This is a genomic window from Desulfosarcina sp. BuS5 (genome assembly GCF_028752835.1).
Lineage (GTDB): Bacteria > Desulfobacterota > Desulfobacteria > Desulfobacterales > BuS5 > BuS5.
In genome coordinates, this window is the sequence record NZ_CP087952.1 from 175,076 (window position 1) to 190,767 (window position 15,692).

19 protein-coding genes and 1 tRNA gene are annotated in these 15,692 nt (G+C 41.3%); 8 read left to right on the plus strand and 12 right to left on the minus strand.

Annotated features, from left to right (window positions below; all coding sequences use genetic code 11):
* The 7 genes from BuS5_RS00865 to BuS5_RS00895 form a co-directional block, all read right to left on the minus strand.
* A complete protein-coding gene (locus tag BuS5_RS00865; RefSeq protein WP_035265635.1) occupies nt 1–582 on the minus strand; it encodes a DUF4258 domain-containing protein in 582 nt (193 codons plus the stop codon).
* Between the two features lie 1,036 nt (nt 583–1,618).
* Entirely contained in the window at nt 1,619–1,807 is a 189-nt protein-coding gene (locus BuS5_RS00870; RefSeq protein ID WP_157487410.1) for a hypothetical protein, read from the minus strand.
* 5 nt (nt 1,808–1,812) lie between these two features.
* On the minus strand, nt 1,813–2,082 hold the full coding sequence (locus tag BuS5_RS00875) for a pyridoxamine 5'-phosphate oxidase family protein (RefSeq protein WP_198012271.1): 270 nt from the start codon (nt 2,080–2,082) through the stop codon (nt 1,813–1,815).
* Between the two features lie 106 nt (nt 2,083–2,188).
* Entirely contained in the window at nt 2,189–2,488 is a 300-nt protein-coding gene (locus BuS5_RS00880) for a glycine radical domain-containing protein (protein ID WP_338000279.1), read from the minus strand.
* Nucleotides 2,489–2,605: 117 nt separating this feature from the next.
* The gene (locus BuS5_RS00885) at nt 2,606–3,274 is read right to left on the minus strand and encodes an NAD(P)/FAD-dependent oxidoreductase (protein WP_027354236.1); all 669 of its coding nucleotides are present in this window, start codon (nt 3,272–3,274) and stop codon (nt 2,606–2,608) included.
* Nucleotides 3,275–3,837: 563 nt separating this feature from the next.
* Nucleotides 3,838–4,383, minus strand: coding sequence for a permease (locus BuS5_RS00890; RefSeq protein ID WP_051374858.1), 546 nt, complete (start codon nt 4,381–4,383; stop codon nt 3,838–3,840).
* Nucleotides 4,384–4,398: 15 nt separating this feature from the next.
* Complete coding sequence (locus BuS5_RS00895) at nt 4,399–4,779, minus strand: ArsR/SmtB family transcription factor (protein WP_027354237.1); 381 nt, start codon at nt 4,777–4,779, stop codon at nt 4,399–4,401.
* Between the two features lie 212 nt (nt 4,780–4,991).
* Between BuS5_RS00895 and BuS5_RS00900 the strand changes: the two genes are divergently transcribed.
* The 8 genes from BuS5_RS00900 to BuS5_RS00935 all read left to right on the plus strand — a co-directional run bounded on the left by BuS5_RS00900 (nt 4,992) and on the right by BuS5_RS00935 (nt 10,292).
* A tRNA-Ser gene (locus BuS5_RS00900) sits at nt 4,992–5,085 on the plus strand.
* A 45-nt stretch (nt 5,086–5,130) separates the two neighbouring features.
* On the plus strand, nt 5,131–6,831 hold the full coding sequence (gene dnaX / locus BuS5_RS00905; protein ID WP_027354238.1) for a DNA polymerase III subunit gamma/tau: 1,701 nt from the start codon (nt 5,131–5,133) through the stop codon (nt 6,829–6,831).
* Entirely contained in the window at nt 6,828–7,139 is a 312-nt protein-coding gene (locus BuS5_RS00910; protein WP_027354239.1) for a YbaB/EbfC family nucleoid-associated protein, read from the plus strand. Before dnaX ends, BuS5_RS00910 begins: the two co-directional genes overlap by 4 nt.
* Before the next feature lie 2 nt (nt 7,140–7,141).
* A complete protein-coding gene (recR, locus tag BuS5_RS00915) occupies nt 7,142–7,741 on the plus strand; it encodes a recombination mediator RecR (RefSeq protein WP_027354240.1) in 600 nt (199 codons plus the stop codon).
* Between the two features lie 48 nt (nt 7,742–7,789).
* A complete protein-coding gene (locus BuS5_RS00920) occupies nt 7,790–8,176 on the plus strand; it encodes a YkgJ family cysteine cluster protein (RefSeq protein WP_027354241.1) in 387 nt (128 codons plus the stop codon).
* A 12-nt stretch (nt 8,177–8,188) separates the two neighbouring features.
* Entirely contained in the window at nt 8,189–8,974 is a 786-nt protein-coding gene (gene murI / locus BuS5_RS00925; RefSeq protein ID WP_027354242.1) for a glutamate racemase, read from the plus strand.
* A gap of 24 nt (nt 8,975–8,998) precedes the next feature.
* Nucleotides 8,999–9,703: a response regulator gene (locus BuS5_RS00930; RefSeq protein WP_051374860.1), complete on the plus strand. Its 705-nt coding sequence runs from the start codon at nt 8,999–9,001 to the stop codon at nt 9,701–9,703.
* A gap of 76 nt (nt 9,704–9,779) precedes the next feature.
* Nucleotides 9,780–10,292 carry a metal-dependent transcriptional regulator gene (locus BuS5_RS00935; RefSeq protein ID WP_035265637.1) on the plus strand — a complete coding sequence of 171 codons (513 nt, stop codon included), beginning with the start codon at nt 9,780–9,782 and terminating at the stop codon, nt 10,290–10,292.
* 2 nt (nt 10,293–10,294) lie between these two features.
* Here BuS5_RS00935 and BuS5_RS00940 read toward each other — a convergent pair whose 3' ends face one another.
* From BuS5_RS00940 to BuS5_RS00960, 5 genes are read right to left on the minus strand one after another with little or no spacing between them, the layout of a single operon-like run.
* The gene (locus BuS5_RS00940; protein ID WP_027354243.1) at nt 10,295–12,337 is read right to left on the minus strand and encodes an ABC transporter ATP-binding protein; all 2,043 of its coding nucleotides are present in this window, start codon (nt 12,335–12,337) and stop codon (nt 10,295–10,297) included.
* Complete coding sequence (locus tag BuS5_RS00945) at nt 12,327–14,072, minus strand: ABC transporter ATP-binding protein (RefSeq protein ID WP_027354244.1); 1,746 nt, start codon at nt 14,070–14,072, stop codon at nt 12,327–12,329. The genes BuS5_RS00940 and BuS5_RS00945 overlap by 11 nt, the downstream gene beginning before the upstream one ends.
* Nucleotides 14,073–14,100: 28 nt before the next feature.
* Nucleotides 14,101–14,643 (minus strand): methylated-DNA--[protein]-cysteine S-methyltransferase, encoded by a 543-nt coding sequence (locus BuS5_RS00950; protein WP_051374863.1) that lies wholly within the window; start codon nt 14,641–14,643, stop codon nt 14,101–14,103.
* A complete protein-coding gene (ispH, locus tag BuS5_RS00955; RefSeq protein ID WP_027354246.1) occupies nt 14,640–15,491 on the minus strand; it encodes a 4-hydroxy-3-methylbut-2-enyl diphosphate reductase in 852 nt (283 codons plus the stop codon). The genes BuS5_RS00950 and ispH overlap by 4 nt, the downstream gene beginning before the upstream one ends.
* A gap of 10 nt (nt 15,492–15,501) precedes the next feature.
* A complete protein-coding gene (locus BuS5_RS00960) occupies nt 15,502–15,690 on the minus strand; it encodes a CooT family nickel-binding protein (RefSeq protein WP_027354247.1) in 189 nt (62 codons plus the stop codon).
* Nucleotides 15,691–15,692: the final 2 nt, after the last annotated feature.

Below are 15,692 nucleotides of genomic sequence, written 5' to 3' on the forward strand. Positions count from 1 at the left end.
TTATTGCTCATACTTCAATACAAAAACCTCTTCGGTTCCTCCAAATCTATCCTCCTCAATAAGACGGTTGATTTTTTTTGAGGCCTTAGCGGTAATATATTTTTCACCGCATTGCATGCACAGACCGGCCGGAATGTTCTTGACCACATAAAGATTTCCTTCCAGGCGATAATCGAAATTGCCCACCTTGACCTGTTTTATCTTACCTCCGCAAAAAAAACATTTGTTTAAATTTTCACCCATACCCTTACCCCCCTCTTTAACTCTGTTTACGGGATCTTTCCACATCGGACGAGCCGGAACATAGGCAAAAAGAATAAGCAGCCAGCCGTCTTGATCATCAGCGCACATAACATGGATCGGCTTTTCTCCCGCATAGCCAAGCAATAGAGCACAGGCTCCCTTTTCGGGGTGCCTGTGGATTTCGATTATCCTGCCATTTGCGATGGCATCCTCAATCTCACGGATGGTCACCTTTTTGGTCAAAAAGTCCCTGATAATATGTTCAGATATATGATAATCGGCGGCCTTTGTCTTTTCCTTTATCCATTCGATCCCTGGAGCATCATCGGTTGATATCATAACTATTTCCTGTCGAAATATCCTTATGGCTCATCTTTGGATAGCTTTAAAAAATATGGGATGGTACCATTCGTTGTGATATATACAAAATATTTGTGGGAACTATCTTTGCATTTCGGTATGTTGCTTGCTGAATTGTTCCAAATAGGATACATGGCAGCAACTCAACCAAAACAATTATGCTGTCATTATAATCCACAAACAACTCATTCAGCTATCACATAATGGTAACCATCCCAAAAATGGTCAATTTCGTTTAAGTTCATCGTATAAATAAATGAAAAATTCTTAGTGTAGTACTAAAGCTTTAGCGTATGCCGAATTTTGATGCTAAAGTATAAGTTTGGTACTTATAAATCTAAAGGCCATAAATTGCAATTATTTAATTGCCCTGAACATCAATATATATTTCCAAAGAAATAATTTCACTGGATTTAGGGTTCGCTCAAAAATAAATTAGCAATTTTAAGTGTTGAGGCGCCTGTCTGGCAAGGCGCGAAAGCTTAGGAATATCAAGATATTTCTGAGCTTTCGGAACGTAGCCAGACGGGATGCATCGGCGCTTAAAATGTAAAGTTATTTTTGAGCGAGCCCTTAGTTTAATTAATAGTATCAGGCTGCGCCCACATCCTTTTTAAATTGCTCAAAACCGACCTCTTCTATAACCATCCCTAATCTTACAGCTTTGGGGTGCTGCCGGTACCGTTCTGCTATTCCCCTAAAGCCAGGGTCTCATCTGTACCAAGGCCATCTGCAATAAGGCTGCCAATCGCCGGTTGTGATGCGGCTTTGCCGCCGGCCAGGACTTTCCACCCTTTTTCCCTCGCTCCCAGGCTCTGCCTGGAAACGAGGGTTATAAAATAACTTTTTCATATTGCCCCCATTTTCCCCCATACACTTTTCCCATGTGCGTGTTGTAACTTCTCAGAAATTTGGGGTAACGACAGGGATGATCGAACTTCTTGAGAGTTTACTGCGTGTTATGCTTGCTGTCTGCAATTACTTTGTAAAATAACACCAAGATACCAGATGTAATCTATTCGGACTTTTTCCCTGCAGCAACAATTGGTCTGGTCTCAATAATATCAAAAATTACAACATAGGCATTCGGTTTTGACTTTTCAGTGTCTTTAGCTTTACGATCAACATTAAAGGATTGTTCCCATCCAACTGTTTCCCCACCTGCTCTTTCCTGTAGATAAACCGGATTTCGAGATCTTTCCATAAAATTCATTTAAGGTAGAAGCGGTGGCCTTTGACCTGAAATCCCTTAGCACCGGCCGCCGGTAAAAGAACCAAGCACGATGCATATGGATTTTCTTTTATATTCGCTAAAGACCTTGATGTTTCTTTGAGAACAAAGGAAACTGTGTTTTTCTCGGTTAGCAATGCAGAGCCAAAAACAGCAACATCAGTTTCACCATTTTTATTTGCCGTGCTTAATATGTTTATTCTGTTTTTGTTGGTCAATACTTCTTTTACTTTATCATTTAGTTCCATTTTTCCCCCCTTCTTTTTTTGGCTTCCCATGAAGAAAGCATTAGAAAAAGGTGTTAAAAAAATGTAAATATTCCCCTTTTTAACACCCCTTAAAAGCAACGCCAAATTAAAGTTCCTGAATTGTTCTTGCGATAATTGTATCTTGTGTTTTTTTGTTAAGTCCTACAAACTGTGCGCTGTAACCTGCAACCCGGACGATCATCTCTTCAAAGTCCTCTGGTTTTTCCTGAGCAGCGAGCAGTGTTTCATTATCCACAATATTAAACTGAACATGATTAATTCCAAGATCGCACCAGCTTTGGATATAAGCATTCCAGGCGCCAATGCCCTTCTCACCGACTAATTTTATTGTACCATTATTTAATCTCATTTTGTTCTCCTTTCCCTGATAAAAATTAAAAGACACATGTAAAGTTGTTCAACGACTTGATTGTTTAGCGAAAAGTTTCAACGCCTCCAATCTTTTCAATAAAAGTTCCCAAATGAAAAACTGTTTCTTAATAATAAACACCTTATAAAATGCTCAGGCTGCGCCCACATCCTTTTTAAATTGCTCAAGACCGACCTCTTCTATAACCACCCCTAATCTTACAGCTTTGGGGTGTTGCTGGTACCGTTCTACTATTCTGCCGATCAAAGCCAGGGTCTCATCCGTATCAAGGCCATCTGCAATAAGGCTGCCGATCGTCGGTTGCGAGGCGGCTTTGCCGCCGGCCAGAACTTTCCACCCTTTTTTTTCACCCACAAGGCCAAGATCCTTGATCCAGGACTCGGCGCATGCATTTCTACACCCCGAAACACCTATTTTAAACTTGGACGGCATTTTTGTTCCGTGATATAATTCATCCAGCTTCATCCCAAGTCCAACCGCATCCTGCTTACCAAGCTTGCAAAAAGTTGTGCCCGGGCAAAACTTGATGCTGCGTACGCAAAGGCCCACCGCCGCGCCGGGTGATAATTCCAGATCTTTCCAGACATTATCGAGATCTTCTTCCTGAAGCCCCACAATGGCGACCCGGGAGGCGCTTGTCAGCTTTATAGCGGCGGCATTATATTTATCAGACACATCAGCAATCTTTCTTAACATTTCTGGTGTGCATAAGCCTCCCGGTATATGAGGTACAATTGCATAAGTTTGACCATCTCTTTGCACCAGGGCTCCCTTTTCCAGCAAATCTTTCTTCTTCTCCACTTTTTTTTCTCCTTTCTGCCGTTGATAATTGGTCACAAAAAAATCACTTTATACTATTTTTTTAATTGATATATCGTATTTAACTATCAAGAAACATGCCATGATTCGGAAATATTTTAAAAACATATAGAATTAATATTGATAACAAATAGTTATGGGAGGATCAGAGGTGTGATTTCAGATCAACCAACCCCAAGGCCGGCAATCATCTCAAGGCAAATATGTATCGTGAAGCAATTATACACTAACAGTTTAATATCATAACATTATGTTGTCATAAAAAAATAAGGAAAATTTGTCGGAATATTTCAAAACAACAGATTACAGGTGCAATATTTTTTACGAATCTAAACAGTCTTTTTCTTTTTATATTAAATAATTATATCGGGTACCAGGTAAGGTGAAGGGGTGTCGGGGGCTTTGAAAAAAATGTCGCAACAAAAGTGTCTCAACTTAGCTATGAAACATAAGCGTTTCATGAAACGTATTAATTTTTTTGTTGAAAAGGCGATGAAAGAATATGACGCACAAGTGCAACACACCCCTTTGTTTTTTTGCGTCGGTTAAAAGTTTTTATTTCTCCATACCGTGATAATTCTGCAAAACGGTTTTACAGATATCAAAACAATAATTACTGTCCCGGCAATCTGCAACCACAGGGGAAGCATCTCGGATGCTTTTCCGATAATTGCCTGGGGAGATATATTCATAATAAGGTAAATTTGATCAATCACCAGGCCAAAGGTAACTGAAAAGAGGGCAATCGTCAGCACCGGGTCAAGCAGGGCATAAGAAACGGCAATTGAGTCAACCCCGGATTCCGGTGTTGAAATCAGGAAAGCAGTTGTTGCGCCGCTATTGGCCCCTTGTCTTTTTAGTGACACCGCGGCAGGTAAAACACCGCATGAACAAAGCGGAAGGGGAATCCCCAGGAGCGCAGCTTTTAAGACAGAACTGAAACGCCCTTTTCCAAGATGCTTTGAGATTGCTTCAGGGCTCAGGCAGAGACTGAACAGTCCGCTGAAAAGAAGCCCCCCAAGGATATAGATTGCTGAATCAAGCAGAAGACCCGTGGTAGAAGCACATACTTTTATAAGAAATTCAATCATTGAATTACTCCGTTTCTATTCACGTATATGGGCAAGACCTATTTCAAGAAGCTCCTCCACATGCTCGTCATCTAATGAGTAATAAAGAATCTGGCCTGCTCTTCTTTTTTTTACAAGGGCAAGATCCCGGAGCCTCCTTAATTGATGTGATACGGCCGACTCTGTCAGGCCCGTAAATGCAGCCAAATCGCATACACACATCTCATTATCACTGAGAGCCATAAGCATTTTCAGGCGTGTGGGATCTCCCAGCATCTTGTACATCATTGACATAACTTCGAGTTCTTTGAAGGGAATGGCTTGTTGTTTTGCATACAAAACTCTCTCGAGATGAATCATGCGCACATTGCAAAGGTCTTTGTTTATCCGATTTTGAAATTGTTTTTTTTCATCCATATTGATTTCCTGTTATTATATTTGAGCATATGTTCATATATAATATAAACCTCAAACATTGTCAACCGCTCTAGAACATTCCAATCTAGAAGGTTCCATTTTAGAAGGTTCCACGGTTTTTTTTTATACATTAAGAAAAATATCCCTTGATTTTTTGTTCATAAAAAGAAATAAAAAGAACATCTTTTTTTTACCATCACCTTCTTTATTATGGAGAGATGTCCGAGCTGGCTGAAGGAGCACGACTGGAAATCGTGTGTGCTGTTTATAGCAGTACCGAGGGTTCGAATCCCTCTCTCTCCGCCAAAAAAGCAGCCTTGTGAATTCCTGTAAAATACGGAATAATTTTTTATGTCCTATCTTGTCCTTGCGCGTAAGTATCGGCCTCAAACTTTTGACCAGGTTATCGGACAAAACCATGTCACCCAAACCCTGGCCAATGCCATTGCACAAAATCGTGTTCACCACGCAATCCTCTTTGCCGGACCAAGGGGCACCGGCAAGACAACCATTGCGCGCATATTGGCCAAGGCGATGAACTGCAAAAACGGGCCGGTTGCATCTCCCTGCAATACTTGTAGATCGTGCCGCGAGATCACTTTATCCGGCGCGGCGGATGTCTTTGAAATTGACGGGGCCTCAAACAACTCTGTCGACCAGATCAGGGAGCTGCGCGAAAATATTAAATATATGCCCGCGCACAGTCTGTATAAAATATATATCATAGATGAAGTCCACATGCTTACACTGTCAGCCTTTAATGCCCTCCTGAAGACTCTGGAAGAGCCGCCTGCGCATGTTATGTTCATCTTTGCCACTACTGAGCCGCACAAGATTCCGATAACCATATTGTCAAGGTGCCAGAGACATGATTTCAGGCGGATAGATGCCGAAGCTATTGCCAGGCATATGCAGAAGCTATGCGCGGATGAAGGGGTAGAGATAGCCATAGAAAGTCTTGGGCTCATAGCGCGTGAAGCAGGCGGAAGCATGCGGGATGCCTTGAGCCTGCTGGATCAGGTGATGGCGGCCGGTCAAGGGGATATATCGCATGACCAGGTCATCAATATCCTGGGAGTTGTCGACAGGAAGATAATTTTTGAAATTTCAGATGCTGTTATGCGCGGCGATCTCTCTATATTGCTTGATATTCTGGATGAACTTTACGATTATGGGCATGATATGAAAAAGTTATATGCCGATATAGTTGAACATTTCCGGAATATGCTTGTAGCCAAAATAGGAAAAAAAGTAAACAAGCTGGTTGATCTCCCAGTACACGAACTGGAAATGATATTGGGGCAGGTAAAAGGAGTATCTGCAACATATTTAAACCAGGTTTTTGATATCCTGTTTCAGGAAGAGTCGATTGTAAAATACTCGGAAAGACCGAAACTGGCGATCGAGATGGCATTTATCAGGATTTTACAGGTTAAGCCTGCTTTGCCCATAGAGCTTCTGATTCAAAAATTAGATGATTTAATAAGTAATACGGGTGACCTGCCGGCAAATGAATTGGATGAAATCTATAAAGCAAAGATAGACCATTACACTGAAAATAATTTATACCGGGAAAAGGAGCCTGCGGCGCAACATGATTTCGAGGCAAATGTCCCGCACGTCCGGCCTGTTAAACCTGTGCAACGCAGCAGTGATGATCCTTTTCAAGATATTGAAAACTGTTGGGGAAAAATCTGTAATGCACTTTCGTCCAAGCATCCTGCGCTTTGCGCTCATTTGAAAAATTCTTCAATAAAAAAAATGAACGGGCAAGGCCTTGAACTATCAGTTAATGGTAACAATTATAACTGCAAAACAGTTTTCCAGGAAAAAAATCTGTCAATTATACGGAAAGCGTGTCAGGATTGTTTTGGAGAGCAAACGGAAATTAAAATCAGAGCTGGAAATAGTAAGGAAAATAATTCAGATAAAATCATGGAGTCGGAGCATTTGCGGCAAGAAGCGTTAAACCATCCGCTGATAAATGATATTACTGAAATTTTTAGCGCTAAAGTTTTAGACGTAAAACTTTTACAGGAGGTGTTTGAATGAAGGGTATGGGAAATATGATGAAGCAGGCACAGAAGCTTCAGTCACGTATTGCTAAAATGCAGGAAGAGCTGGCAGATAAGACTGTGGAAACCACTTCCGGAGGAGGAATGGTAAAAGTGTCGGCAAATGGCAGACAGCAGATAATATCGATTCAGATAGAAAAAGAGGTTGTGGATCCTGAGGATGTGGAAATGCTGGAAGATCTGGTTCTGGCGGCCGTAAATGATGCCTTGACAAAATCCCAGGAAATGGTTGCGTCAGAGATGGGCAAAATTACCGGAGGTCTTAACATACCTGGTTTGACGTAAAGATGAATTACTATCCTTTATCAATATGTAACCTGATAAAAAATATTACCAAACTGCCGGGGATCGGACAAAAAACTGCTGAACGTCTTGCAATGCATATACTGCATGCCCCCCGCCGGGAGGCCGAACTTCTTGCCGGCAGTATTCTTGATGTTAAGAACAAAGTAAAGAAATGTTCATTATGTTTTGCCCTAAGTGATGACGGTATCTGTAATATCTGCGGCAATCCCGCCAGAAATTCAGGATTGTTGTGCATTGTCGAGAAGGTTGCCGATATGGTAGCTATAGAAAAATCAGGTTCTTTTAAAGGGCTCTATCATATCCTGGGAGGTGTTTTGTCCCCAATGGATGGAATCGGGCCTGAAAATATCAGGATCGCTGAACTTGTAAACCGGGTCGGCCAGGCTGAAATCAAGGAAGTGGTAATTGCCACCAGCACCAGTGTCGAGGGGGATGCTACAGCATCCTACCTGGCGCAACTTCTTCAAAAATATCAAATAAAAGTAACAAGAATTGCTTCAGGCGTGCCGATTGGAGGCGAGCTTAAATATGTTGATCAGGTTACCATGAAGAGAGCAATGGAAACAAGACATACGTTGTGAATAACAGTTTTCGGTTGACGGTTGATTATTCGGAGTATATGGATTTAAATGAAACCTTCAGATATTTTTGATTGCACCAAATGCGGTGATTGCTGCAAGGGTTATGGGGGTGCTTTTGTTACTCCTGATGATATAATAGCTATTTCAGATTACATTAACGCCGAGCCTGAGCATTTTATTGAAAAATTTTGTCAAATTTCCGGGGGGAAGCCCCTGATTGCCCAGGGTGAGAATGGCTACTGTATTTTCTGGGATGAAGTATGCACTATTCACCCTGTTAAACCACGCATGTGCAAAGAGTGGCCGTTTATCAAAGCTGTGCTTTTGGATATAGAAAACTGGCACATTATGGCAAGCTTGTGCCCCGGAATACGCACAGATATTCCTATGGATATTGTGCAGGACTATGTGAGGAAAAAACTTTCAAAAGGTTAATCTGATGTTATCATGATAGGCGTTTTTGATTCAGGTATAGGGGGGCTTACGGTTGTCAGAGCATTGCTTGACCAGGTTCCGGGATATGACATCGTTTATTTTGGCGACACAGCGCGTACACCATACGGGAGCAAGAGTCCTGATACGGTAATCGGGTACGCCCTTGAGGATACGGAATTCCTTTTAGATAAAGGAGCACAACTAATAGTAGTGGCATGTAACACAGCCTCGAGTGTTGCTTTTGAAAACATAACGGCGAAATACGATGTTCCTGTTTTCGAGGTAATTACACCTGCGGTGGAATTGTCAATTAAAAATTCCCGCAGCCTTAAAATAGGAGTTATCGGTACAAGGGCAACAGTAAGCAGCGGCGCTTATGAAAGAAAAATAAGGGAGGTCAAACCTGCTGCAAAAATATATTCAAAGGCCTGCCCCCTTCTGGTTCCGCTTGTTGAGGAAGGGTGGTTCAATAAACCCGAAACCGTTATGATTGTTAAAAAATATTTACATTCTTTAAAGGTCAGGCAGATAGATACCCTTGTTTTAGGTTGCACGCATTACCCGTTACTAAAGAATACTATACAAAGAAAAATCGGCAAAAGAGTTTTTATAGCCGATTCTTCCTTAGCAGTTGCAAGGGAAATTAAAAAATTTTTATCCGGGCATCCCGGGGTCGAGCAAAAAATCAGTAAAAAGGGATTAACAAAATTTTTTGTTTCTGATATTACCCCGCAGTTTGAAAAAACAGCAAGAATGATCTTGAAAAAGGATATACAATTAGTACATATAAAACCATAGAAAACTTGGCCTCCGGAGTCTGTCATGCTTGATAACGAAAATTGCCGGATAGATACAATCCAGATAGATACAATACTTATAGTGGATGATAATCCTGTAAATAACAAACTGATAAAAGTAATATTAGAAGCCGCCGGATATAAAACATGCTGTGCAAAAAACGGCCTGGAGTGCCTTGACAAGGTTAATGAATACCTCCCGGATCTTATTTTGCTTGATATTGACATGCCGGTAATGAATGGCATAGATGCCTGCAAATATTTAAAAAAGCAGCCGGAGGCAGAGGGAATTCCGGTAATTTTTGTGACGGCAAATCTGGATGATAATATTCTGAAAGAGGCTTTTAACTCAGGCGGCACAGACTACGTACGAAAACCTGTTAATCAAATTGAGCTGCTGGCAAGAATTAAAACAACATTGGATAGCCGGAAATTTCACAGGGAACGTCTGGAAAAAGAAAAACTTGCCGGTGTGATTGAAATGGCAGGCGCGATATGCCATGAAATCAATCAGCCCTTACAGTCTATATATGCGTATTGTGAGACCGTAACCCTTGACGGGCAAATGGAAAAACAGGTTTATGATTATTTTTCTAACATATATGAACAGATTAAGAGAATAGCGGAAATAACAAAAAAAGTTAGTCGCATAAAAAAATATGAGAGCCGGGACTACCTGCCGGGACGCAAGATAGTTGACATAGAGAAGGCCTCGGAGTTTATTAGGTGATATGAAACCGGTTGGTTTCTCATGCTATTTGAATTGAGATAATTTATTATAATTAATATATGAGTAAGGAGGTAGCATGAAGAAAAAAGAACAACTTTCGGAGAGTTTAGAGGATTACCTGGAAATTATCCTGGCTCTGGAGAAGATCAATAAAGTCGCCAGGACAAAGGATATTGCCGAAAAAATGGGGGTACAGAGAAGTACTGTTACGGGCGCATTAAAGAGCCTCAGCGAAAAAGGAATGATTAATTATGAGCCATACAGTTTTATCACATTGACCAAAAAAGGTGTCAAAATTGCGAAAGATGTTACGCGGCGCCACAAAATCCTAAAGGATTTTCTATACAGAGTTTTACAACTTGATGATAAGAATGCCGACAACACAGCCTGCCGTATGGAACATGCAATGGACAAGAAGTCTTTTGAAAGATTTGTTCAGTTTATCGACTTTCTTGACACCTGCCCTAAAACAAGTTTTAATTGGAAAGAAACTTTTTTTAATTTCCGCGAGGGGAAAGAGCCGGACCGGGAGGCCTGCCGCAAGTGCCTTACGGAATTCATAAGCAGTAGTCCAAAACAAAAACAATAATTCTAACTTTTATAGATTTTAACAGCCATTGTTTTATGCTGTAGCAGGTTTAATCTGAAATAGAACCCTTTTTGCGCCATTAATTTATCATGCGTTCCCGTTTCTATTATCCGTCCTTTATGAAGCACTAAAATCCTGTCGGCATTGCGCGCTGTTGAAAGTCTGTGCGCTATCACGATAGAGGTTCTGCCCTTTAGCAGTTTGGCAAGAACCGCTTCAATCTTTTTTTCTGTTATAGAATCAATATAAGATGTAGCTTCATCGAGAATCATAAGCTCAGGGTTTCGAACAAAGGCCCTTGAAATTGCTATGAACTGACGTTCTCCACTTGATATGGATGCGCCCCCTTCCGAAAGGAGCGTGTTAATACCCTCCGGCATACTTTTAATAAAAGAGTCGAAATCGGCATCATCCAGCATCCGGTTCATATTTTCGCGGTCTACACCGGCTGCGCCGAAGGCAATATTATCCCGTATAGTGCCGGAAAAAAGGTAGGTATCCTGCATTACAAAGGATATTTTTGACCTTAGCTCTGAACGAGTCATTTTTGTAATATTTTTTCCGTCAATGTAGATATGCCCGGAACCGGGATCGTAAAATCTCTCTATCAGGTTGATCAGGGTCGTTTTCCCGGAACCGGTGGGGCCTACTATGGCAATTGTTTCACCTTTGGCGGCTTTGAATGAAACACCTTTCAGAACCGGCTCATTTTTTATGTAACTAAAAAAGACATCATCAAAAACCAGTTTTCCCATTCCGCCGCTTTCCGCAGTAAGATCCTTGCAAATATTTTTATACGGAACAGGCATGGCTGTTTTTTCAGTCTCATTATCCGTTTCAGCGCCTGCGTCGAAAATCAGGAATATTCTTTCGGCAGATGCCATGGCATTCTGCATTATGTTATATTTTTCGGCTATATCCCTTATAGGTCTGAAAAACATCTTCATATAGGATATAAATGCAACCAGCGAACCGAGGGTAATTGTATCCGACATCACTCTCCCGCCGCCATAGAATATTACAATGGCAAGCGAAAATGCTCCAAGCAGTTCGATCACAGGCATGAATAGCGCAAAAACATGAATCTGCCTCATTCCAGCGAGATAATTTTCATGATTTAATTTTTTAAAATTCCTGTAGTTTTCCCTTTCCTGCAGGAAAAACTGAATCACCTTTATGCCTTCGATTGTTTCTGAAAATTTAGCGTTTATTTCGGCAATTTTAACCCGTAATGTTCTGAACGCATCCCTGGCCTGTCCGGAAAAAAGCTTTGAGACATAAACAACAGTCGGAAGAATCACAAAAGAAATCAGCGCAAGTTTCCAGTCAAGACATAACAGGATAATTGCAATGCCGATTAATAAAAAAATGTCCTTAAAAACAAACGCTATGATGGAAGTAAAAAGTTCGTGCATATTCTGGATATCGTTTGTTAATCTTGTAACGAGCCGGCCGACCGGGTTGCGTGAAAAAAAGTCCACAGGCAAATTTTGAATATGCTCGAAAAGGCGCACTCGCATATCGTGCATGGTCATCTGACCGGTATATTCCATTATCATAACTTGAATAAAGTTAAGAAAAAAATTTAAGCCTACCAGGCCGATAAAAAAAATGGTAATTTTCCCCACTCCTGAAATATCCTCCCGGCGAAGAATCTCGATATCGATTTTTTTTATGGAATCCAGATTATTAAAAGATATATAAGCTGATGCTCCGTTAATATTAAAAAATTCCGGGTATCTCTTTACAATTGCTTTTTTTCGTAAATCAGTTAAATCAACTTTTAGATATCTTATTCTTTTTTCAGATAAACTGTAATCTTGAGTTTGTGAATGATTAATCTCCGGCACAATATATTTATCTATCGCAATCTTTGTTATATAAGGGAGTGCCAGATCAAGCATGGTGATAAAAATAACCAGCAGAATTGAGATCAGAAAATAGCGTTTGTAAGGTTTGGTAAAAGGATATAGACTAATGAAAAGGTTGATGTCATAGGCTTTTCCGATTTCCTTTTCCTCGAAATAGCTCTGATCAGAATGCATTGAGCTCCTCTTCTAATGCCTGCAGGCGATAAGTCCCGGCATAAAAATTATCATTCTCCATTAATTCGGCGTGACTTCCGGATTCAGTTATGCGGCCTTTTTCAATAGTAACAATCCGATCAGCAAAACTGACAGCCGAAAGTCTATGGGATACAATTATAATTGTCATACGGCCCGCCTTTTGTTTTATCCGGTTGATGATTCTGTTTCCGGTTTCAATATCTACCTGGCTGATGGGATCATCCAGAATAAGAACAGGCTTATGGTGCATAAAAGCGCGCGCAAGGGCGATGCGCTGTTTCTGGCCGCCTGAAAGGATTACCCCCTTTTCACCCACAAACGTTTCAAAGCCATCCGGGAATGATTTGATGGTCTCATAAAATGACGCTTCGGTCGCGGCCTCGATAAGTTCCGAATCATTATTTCCGCTTATGCCAAAACAGATGTTTTCGCGTATTGTGCCTGAAAAAAGAAAAGGTTCCTGGGGCACAAAGGCTATCATCGACCTGAGATCCCGTATTTTTATTGACCGTATATCGTTTCCATCTAATGCAATAATGCCGTCCGATACATCAAAAAGCCTTGGCAGCAGGTTGAGAAGGGTCGATTTCCCACCGCCCGGCGGGCCGACAATGCCAAGAATTTTTCCATGCTCCAAATTTATATTTACATCGGAAAGAATTTCTTGTGAACCGGGTTTATAAGAGAATGAGACATTTTTTATTAAAATATTTCCCCTCAAACTATTCACAGGTTGAGCTTCCGGAAAATCCTTAATTTCCGGTTCGGTCTTCAGGATCTTGTCGATTCTGTCCATCGATGCTTTGCCGCGCTGAATAAGATTAATTACCCATCCAGTCGCCATCATCGGCCATGTCAGCAGCCCCAGATAACTGATAAAAGCAACAAAATCACCGGGTGTTATGGTCAGTGCGATAGTCTTTTTTCCACCTATATAAAGAACTATGGCCAGGCTCAAGTTGGAAAAAAAGACCATCATGGGAAAAAATGATCCGACGATCCTGATCAAGGCCAATTTTTTTGCTATATATGTTTTTGAAATACTTGCCACTTTGGATGCGGCCTCTTTTTCCATGTTATAGGCTTTTATTGTTCTGATACCTGCAAAGCGCTCCCTGACGGCTTCAGTCAAATCTGCAAAAACCGACTGTACCTCCCCATACCGCTGGTGCATCTTTTTACTGAAAAAACGTGTTCCAAAAATCAAAAAAGGCATTGGAATAAAAACAAGTAATGTTAAGGCTCCATTTATATAGGCCATAAAACCTATGGCCGCTGTGCCGAGAACCAGGGCATCGGTAAGAGCTACAATACCCATGCCGGTTGCCATCCTGATATGCATGATATCATTTGTGGCATGGGCCATAAGATCGCCGGTTTTCATTTCGCCGAAATATGATGCGGAAAGTGTCTGGATATGCTCAAAAAGTCTGTTGCGCAAGCCCTCTTCCACTCTTCTCGACATACCGAGCAGGCAGCGCCGCCAAATATAACGAAAGATACCTATCAGGATTGCGCTTCCGGTAATATATGAGGCATATAAAAGCAATCCGTGCGGGTCGATCCGGTATGAAGATATATCGTCCACCGCCCATTTTATTATGCGGGGAATAAAAAGCTGTATAAAATCGACTATAATAAGACAAAAAAGACCGAGATTAATAAAAATGAGGTTTTCTTTAAGATAGGGAGTTATAATATTAAATGATTTCATAATGGCAATGGAAACGGATTTTGATTTTTTAAAGAGGGCACGAGGCCCCTTCATGATTGATCAGTCTTTTTTTCAAAGCAGCGCCAGCGCCAAACATGCCTGCTGAACCATCACTTCTGATTACTCTGTGGCATGGTATCAGTATGGGGAACCTGTTTTTCGCAAGAGTGGAGCCGACAAATCTGTATGCTCCCGGTCTGCCGATGGCGGCGGCGATCTCCTTGTAGGAACGCAAGCTTCCGTATTGAATACCGGCGGTTGCGGTCAGAACTGTTCGTTGAAGCTCTGTCAGGTATTCCAAATCCAGCCATTGCCATGGTGTGCTTATGGGTATTCCTTTGCAATAGTCGATTATCATGTTTTGGATTAAAGCAGGGGCACGATGCATCGTGCCCTTTTCAGGAACAACAAATTCTTTACATCCGTTTTGATATATCCTTTTAACGGGGAATTCTTTTTTTACGGTCGGCAAATGAATTTTGACAATTTGAAACGGATTTATATTATAGGATATGGTACAGGATATGGCAAAGTCGTCAAAACCTGTTGTCACACAAAGAGAAAACATCATTTATTCGTGTTGCCGGGAATGGTTTTCAGTGCCCGGCACACCTGTTTGATTACCCATTCCGGTGTGGAGGCTCCGGCTGTTATTCCAATGGAATTGAATTTGGAAATCATCTTTATATCCATCTCGGATTTTGTTTCTATATGAAAAACCGGTTTGCCTGTTTCCCCGGCAATCTCGGCGAGTCTTTGTGTGTTTCCGCTGTTATGGCCGCCGATTACTATTACCGCATCTACTGATTTAGATAGAAGTTGTGCCTCGGATTGCCGCTTTATGGTGGAATTGCAGATAGTATTAAAAAAAATGTAATGGGGAAAATTTATTGATGCCCATTCCTTGACTTTTTCAGAAAAAGTTATGTTTTGTGTGGTCTGAAAAACGATTATTGCTTTTTTGAAAGACGGCAAGGCTTGAAGATGATTAATATTATTTACAACATGTCCGTTGCCCCGGGCAAAACCGAGCAGCCCCACAACCTCGGGATGATCCTTATCACCAATAATTATAGACACATACCCTTTTGCGGCATGCCTGGCTATGATTGTCTGGACCTTTATTACGCGCGGACAGGTTGCGTCTATCACGTTAAATCCGGCTATGATCAGTTTGGCCTTGATATCAGGGGGTATTCCATGGGCTCTGATTAATATTGTGCCGGATATTTTATCCGGTATTTCACCAATAACAAAAATCCCCTTCTCTTCCAGGCAATGCAGGACGTTTGAATTATGAATAAGGGGACCGAAAGTGTATATGGGCGGATCATGTTTATCAGGAGCAGCCATGGCCATTTCAACGGCTCTGTGGACACCCATGCAAAAACCTGCCGTTTCGGCAATGATTACTTTCATAAATGCTGTATCAGAATTCTTTCAGAAAGATATTATGATCCACCAGCGCCAGTGAATGTATGTTTGCCCTGATAAATTTTTGATCTCCGAAGATGCTGACAAGTTTCAGACCGTCTTCTTCAGGTTCAACAGTATCGACAGCTTCCATTATCAGTTTATTACCGTTTTCTTCTATAAGGTATGCATTGGCTTCGCACATTG

What these genes read in the sequence shown, in the direction of transcription:
- BuS5_RS00865 (WP_035265635.1), bottom strand. Translation starts at nt 582, where the DNA reads ATGATATCAACCGATGATGCTCCAGGGATCGAATGGATAAAGGAAAAG.
- BuS5_RS00870 (WP_157487410.1), bottom strand. Translation starts at nt 1,807, where the DNA reads ATGGAAAGATCTCGAAATCCGGTTTATCTACAGGAAAGAGCAGGTGGG.
- BuS5_RS00875 (WP_198012271.1), bottom strand. Translation starts at nt 2,082, where the DNA reads ATGGAACTAAATGATAAAGTAAAAGAAGTATTGACCAACAAAAACAGA.
- BuS5_RS00890 (WP_051374858.1), bottom strand. Translation starts at nt 4,383, where the DNA reads ATGATTGAATTTCTTATAAAAGTATGTGCTTCTACCACGGGTCTTCTG.
- BuS5_RS00895 (WP_027354237.1), bottom strand. Translation starts at nt 4,779, where the DNA reads ATGGATGAAAAAAAACAATTTCAAAATCGGATAAACAAAGACCTTTGC.
- dnaX (WP_027354238.1), top strand. Translation starts at nt 5,131, where the DNA reads ATGTCCTATCTTGTCCTTGCGCGTAAGTATCGGCCTCAAACTTTTGAC.
- BuS5_RS00910 (WP_027354239.1), top strand. Translation starts at nt 6,828, where the DNA reads ATGAAGGGTATGGGAAATATGATGAAGCAGGCACAGAAGCTTCAGTCA.
- recR (WP_027354240.1), top strand. Translation starts at nt 7,142, where the DNA reads ATGAATTACTATCCTTTATCAATATGTAACCTGATAAAAAATATTACC.
- BuS5_RS00920 (WP_027354241.1), top strand. Translation starts at nt 7,790, where the DNA reads ATGAAACCTTCAGATATTTTTGATTGCACCAAATGCGGTGATTGCTGC.
- murI (WP_027354242.1), top strand. Translation starts at nt 8,189, where the DNA reads ATGATAGGCGTTTTTGATTCAGGTATAGGGGGGCTTACGGTTGTCAGA.
- BuS5_RS00930 (WP_051374860.1), top strand. Translation starts at nt 8,999, where the DNA reads ATGCTTGATAACGAAAATTGCCGGATAGATACAATCCAGATAGATACA.
- BuS5_RS00935 (WP_035265637.1), top strand. Translation starts at nt 9,780, where the DNA reads ATGAAGAAAAAAGAACAACTTTCGGAGAGTTTAGAGGATTACCTGGAA.
- BuS5_RS00940 (WP_027354243.1), bottom strand. Translation starts at nt 12,337, where the DNA reads ATGCATTCTGATCAGAGCTATTTCGAGGAAAAGGAAATCGGAAAAGCC.
- BuS5_RS00945 (WP_027354244.1), bottom strand. Translation starts at nt 14,072, where the DNA reads ATGAAATCATTTAATATTATAACTCCCTATCTTAAAGAAAACCTCATT.
- BuS5_RS00950 (WP_051374863.1), bottom strand. Translation starts at nt 14,643, where the DNA reads ATGATGTTTTCTCTTTGTGTGACAACAGGTTTTGACGACTTTGCCATA.
- ispH (WP_027354246.1), bottom strand. Translation starts at nt 15,491, where the DNA reads ATGAAAGTAATCATTGCCGAAACGGCAGGTTTTTGCATGGGTGTCCAC.
- BuS5_RS00960 (WP_027354247.1), bottom strand. Translation starts at nt 15,690, where the DNA reads ATGTGCGAAGCCAATGCATACCTTATAGAAGAAAACGGTAATAAACTG.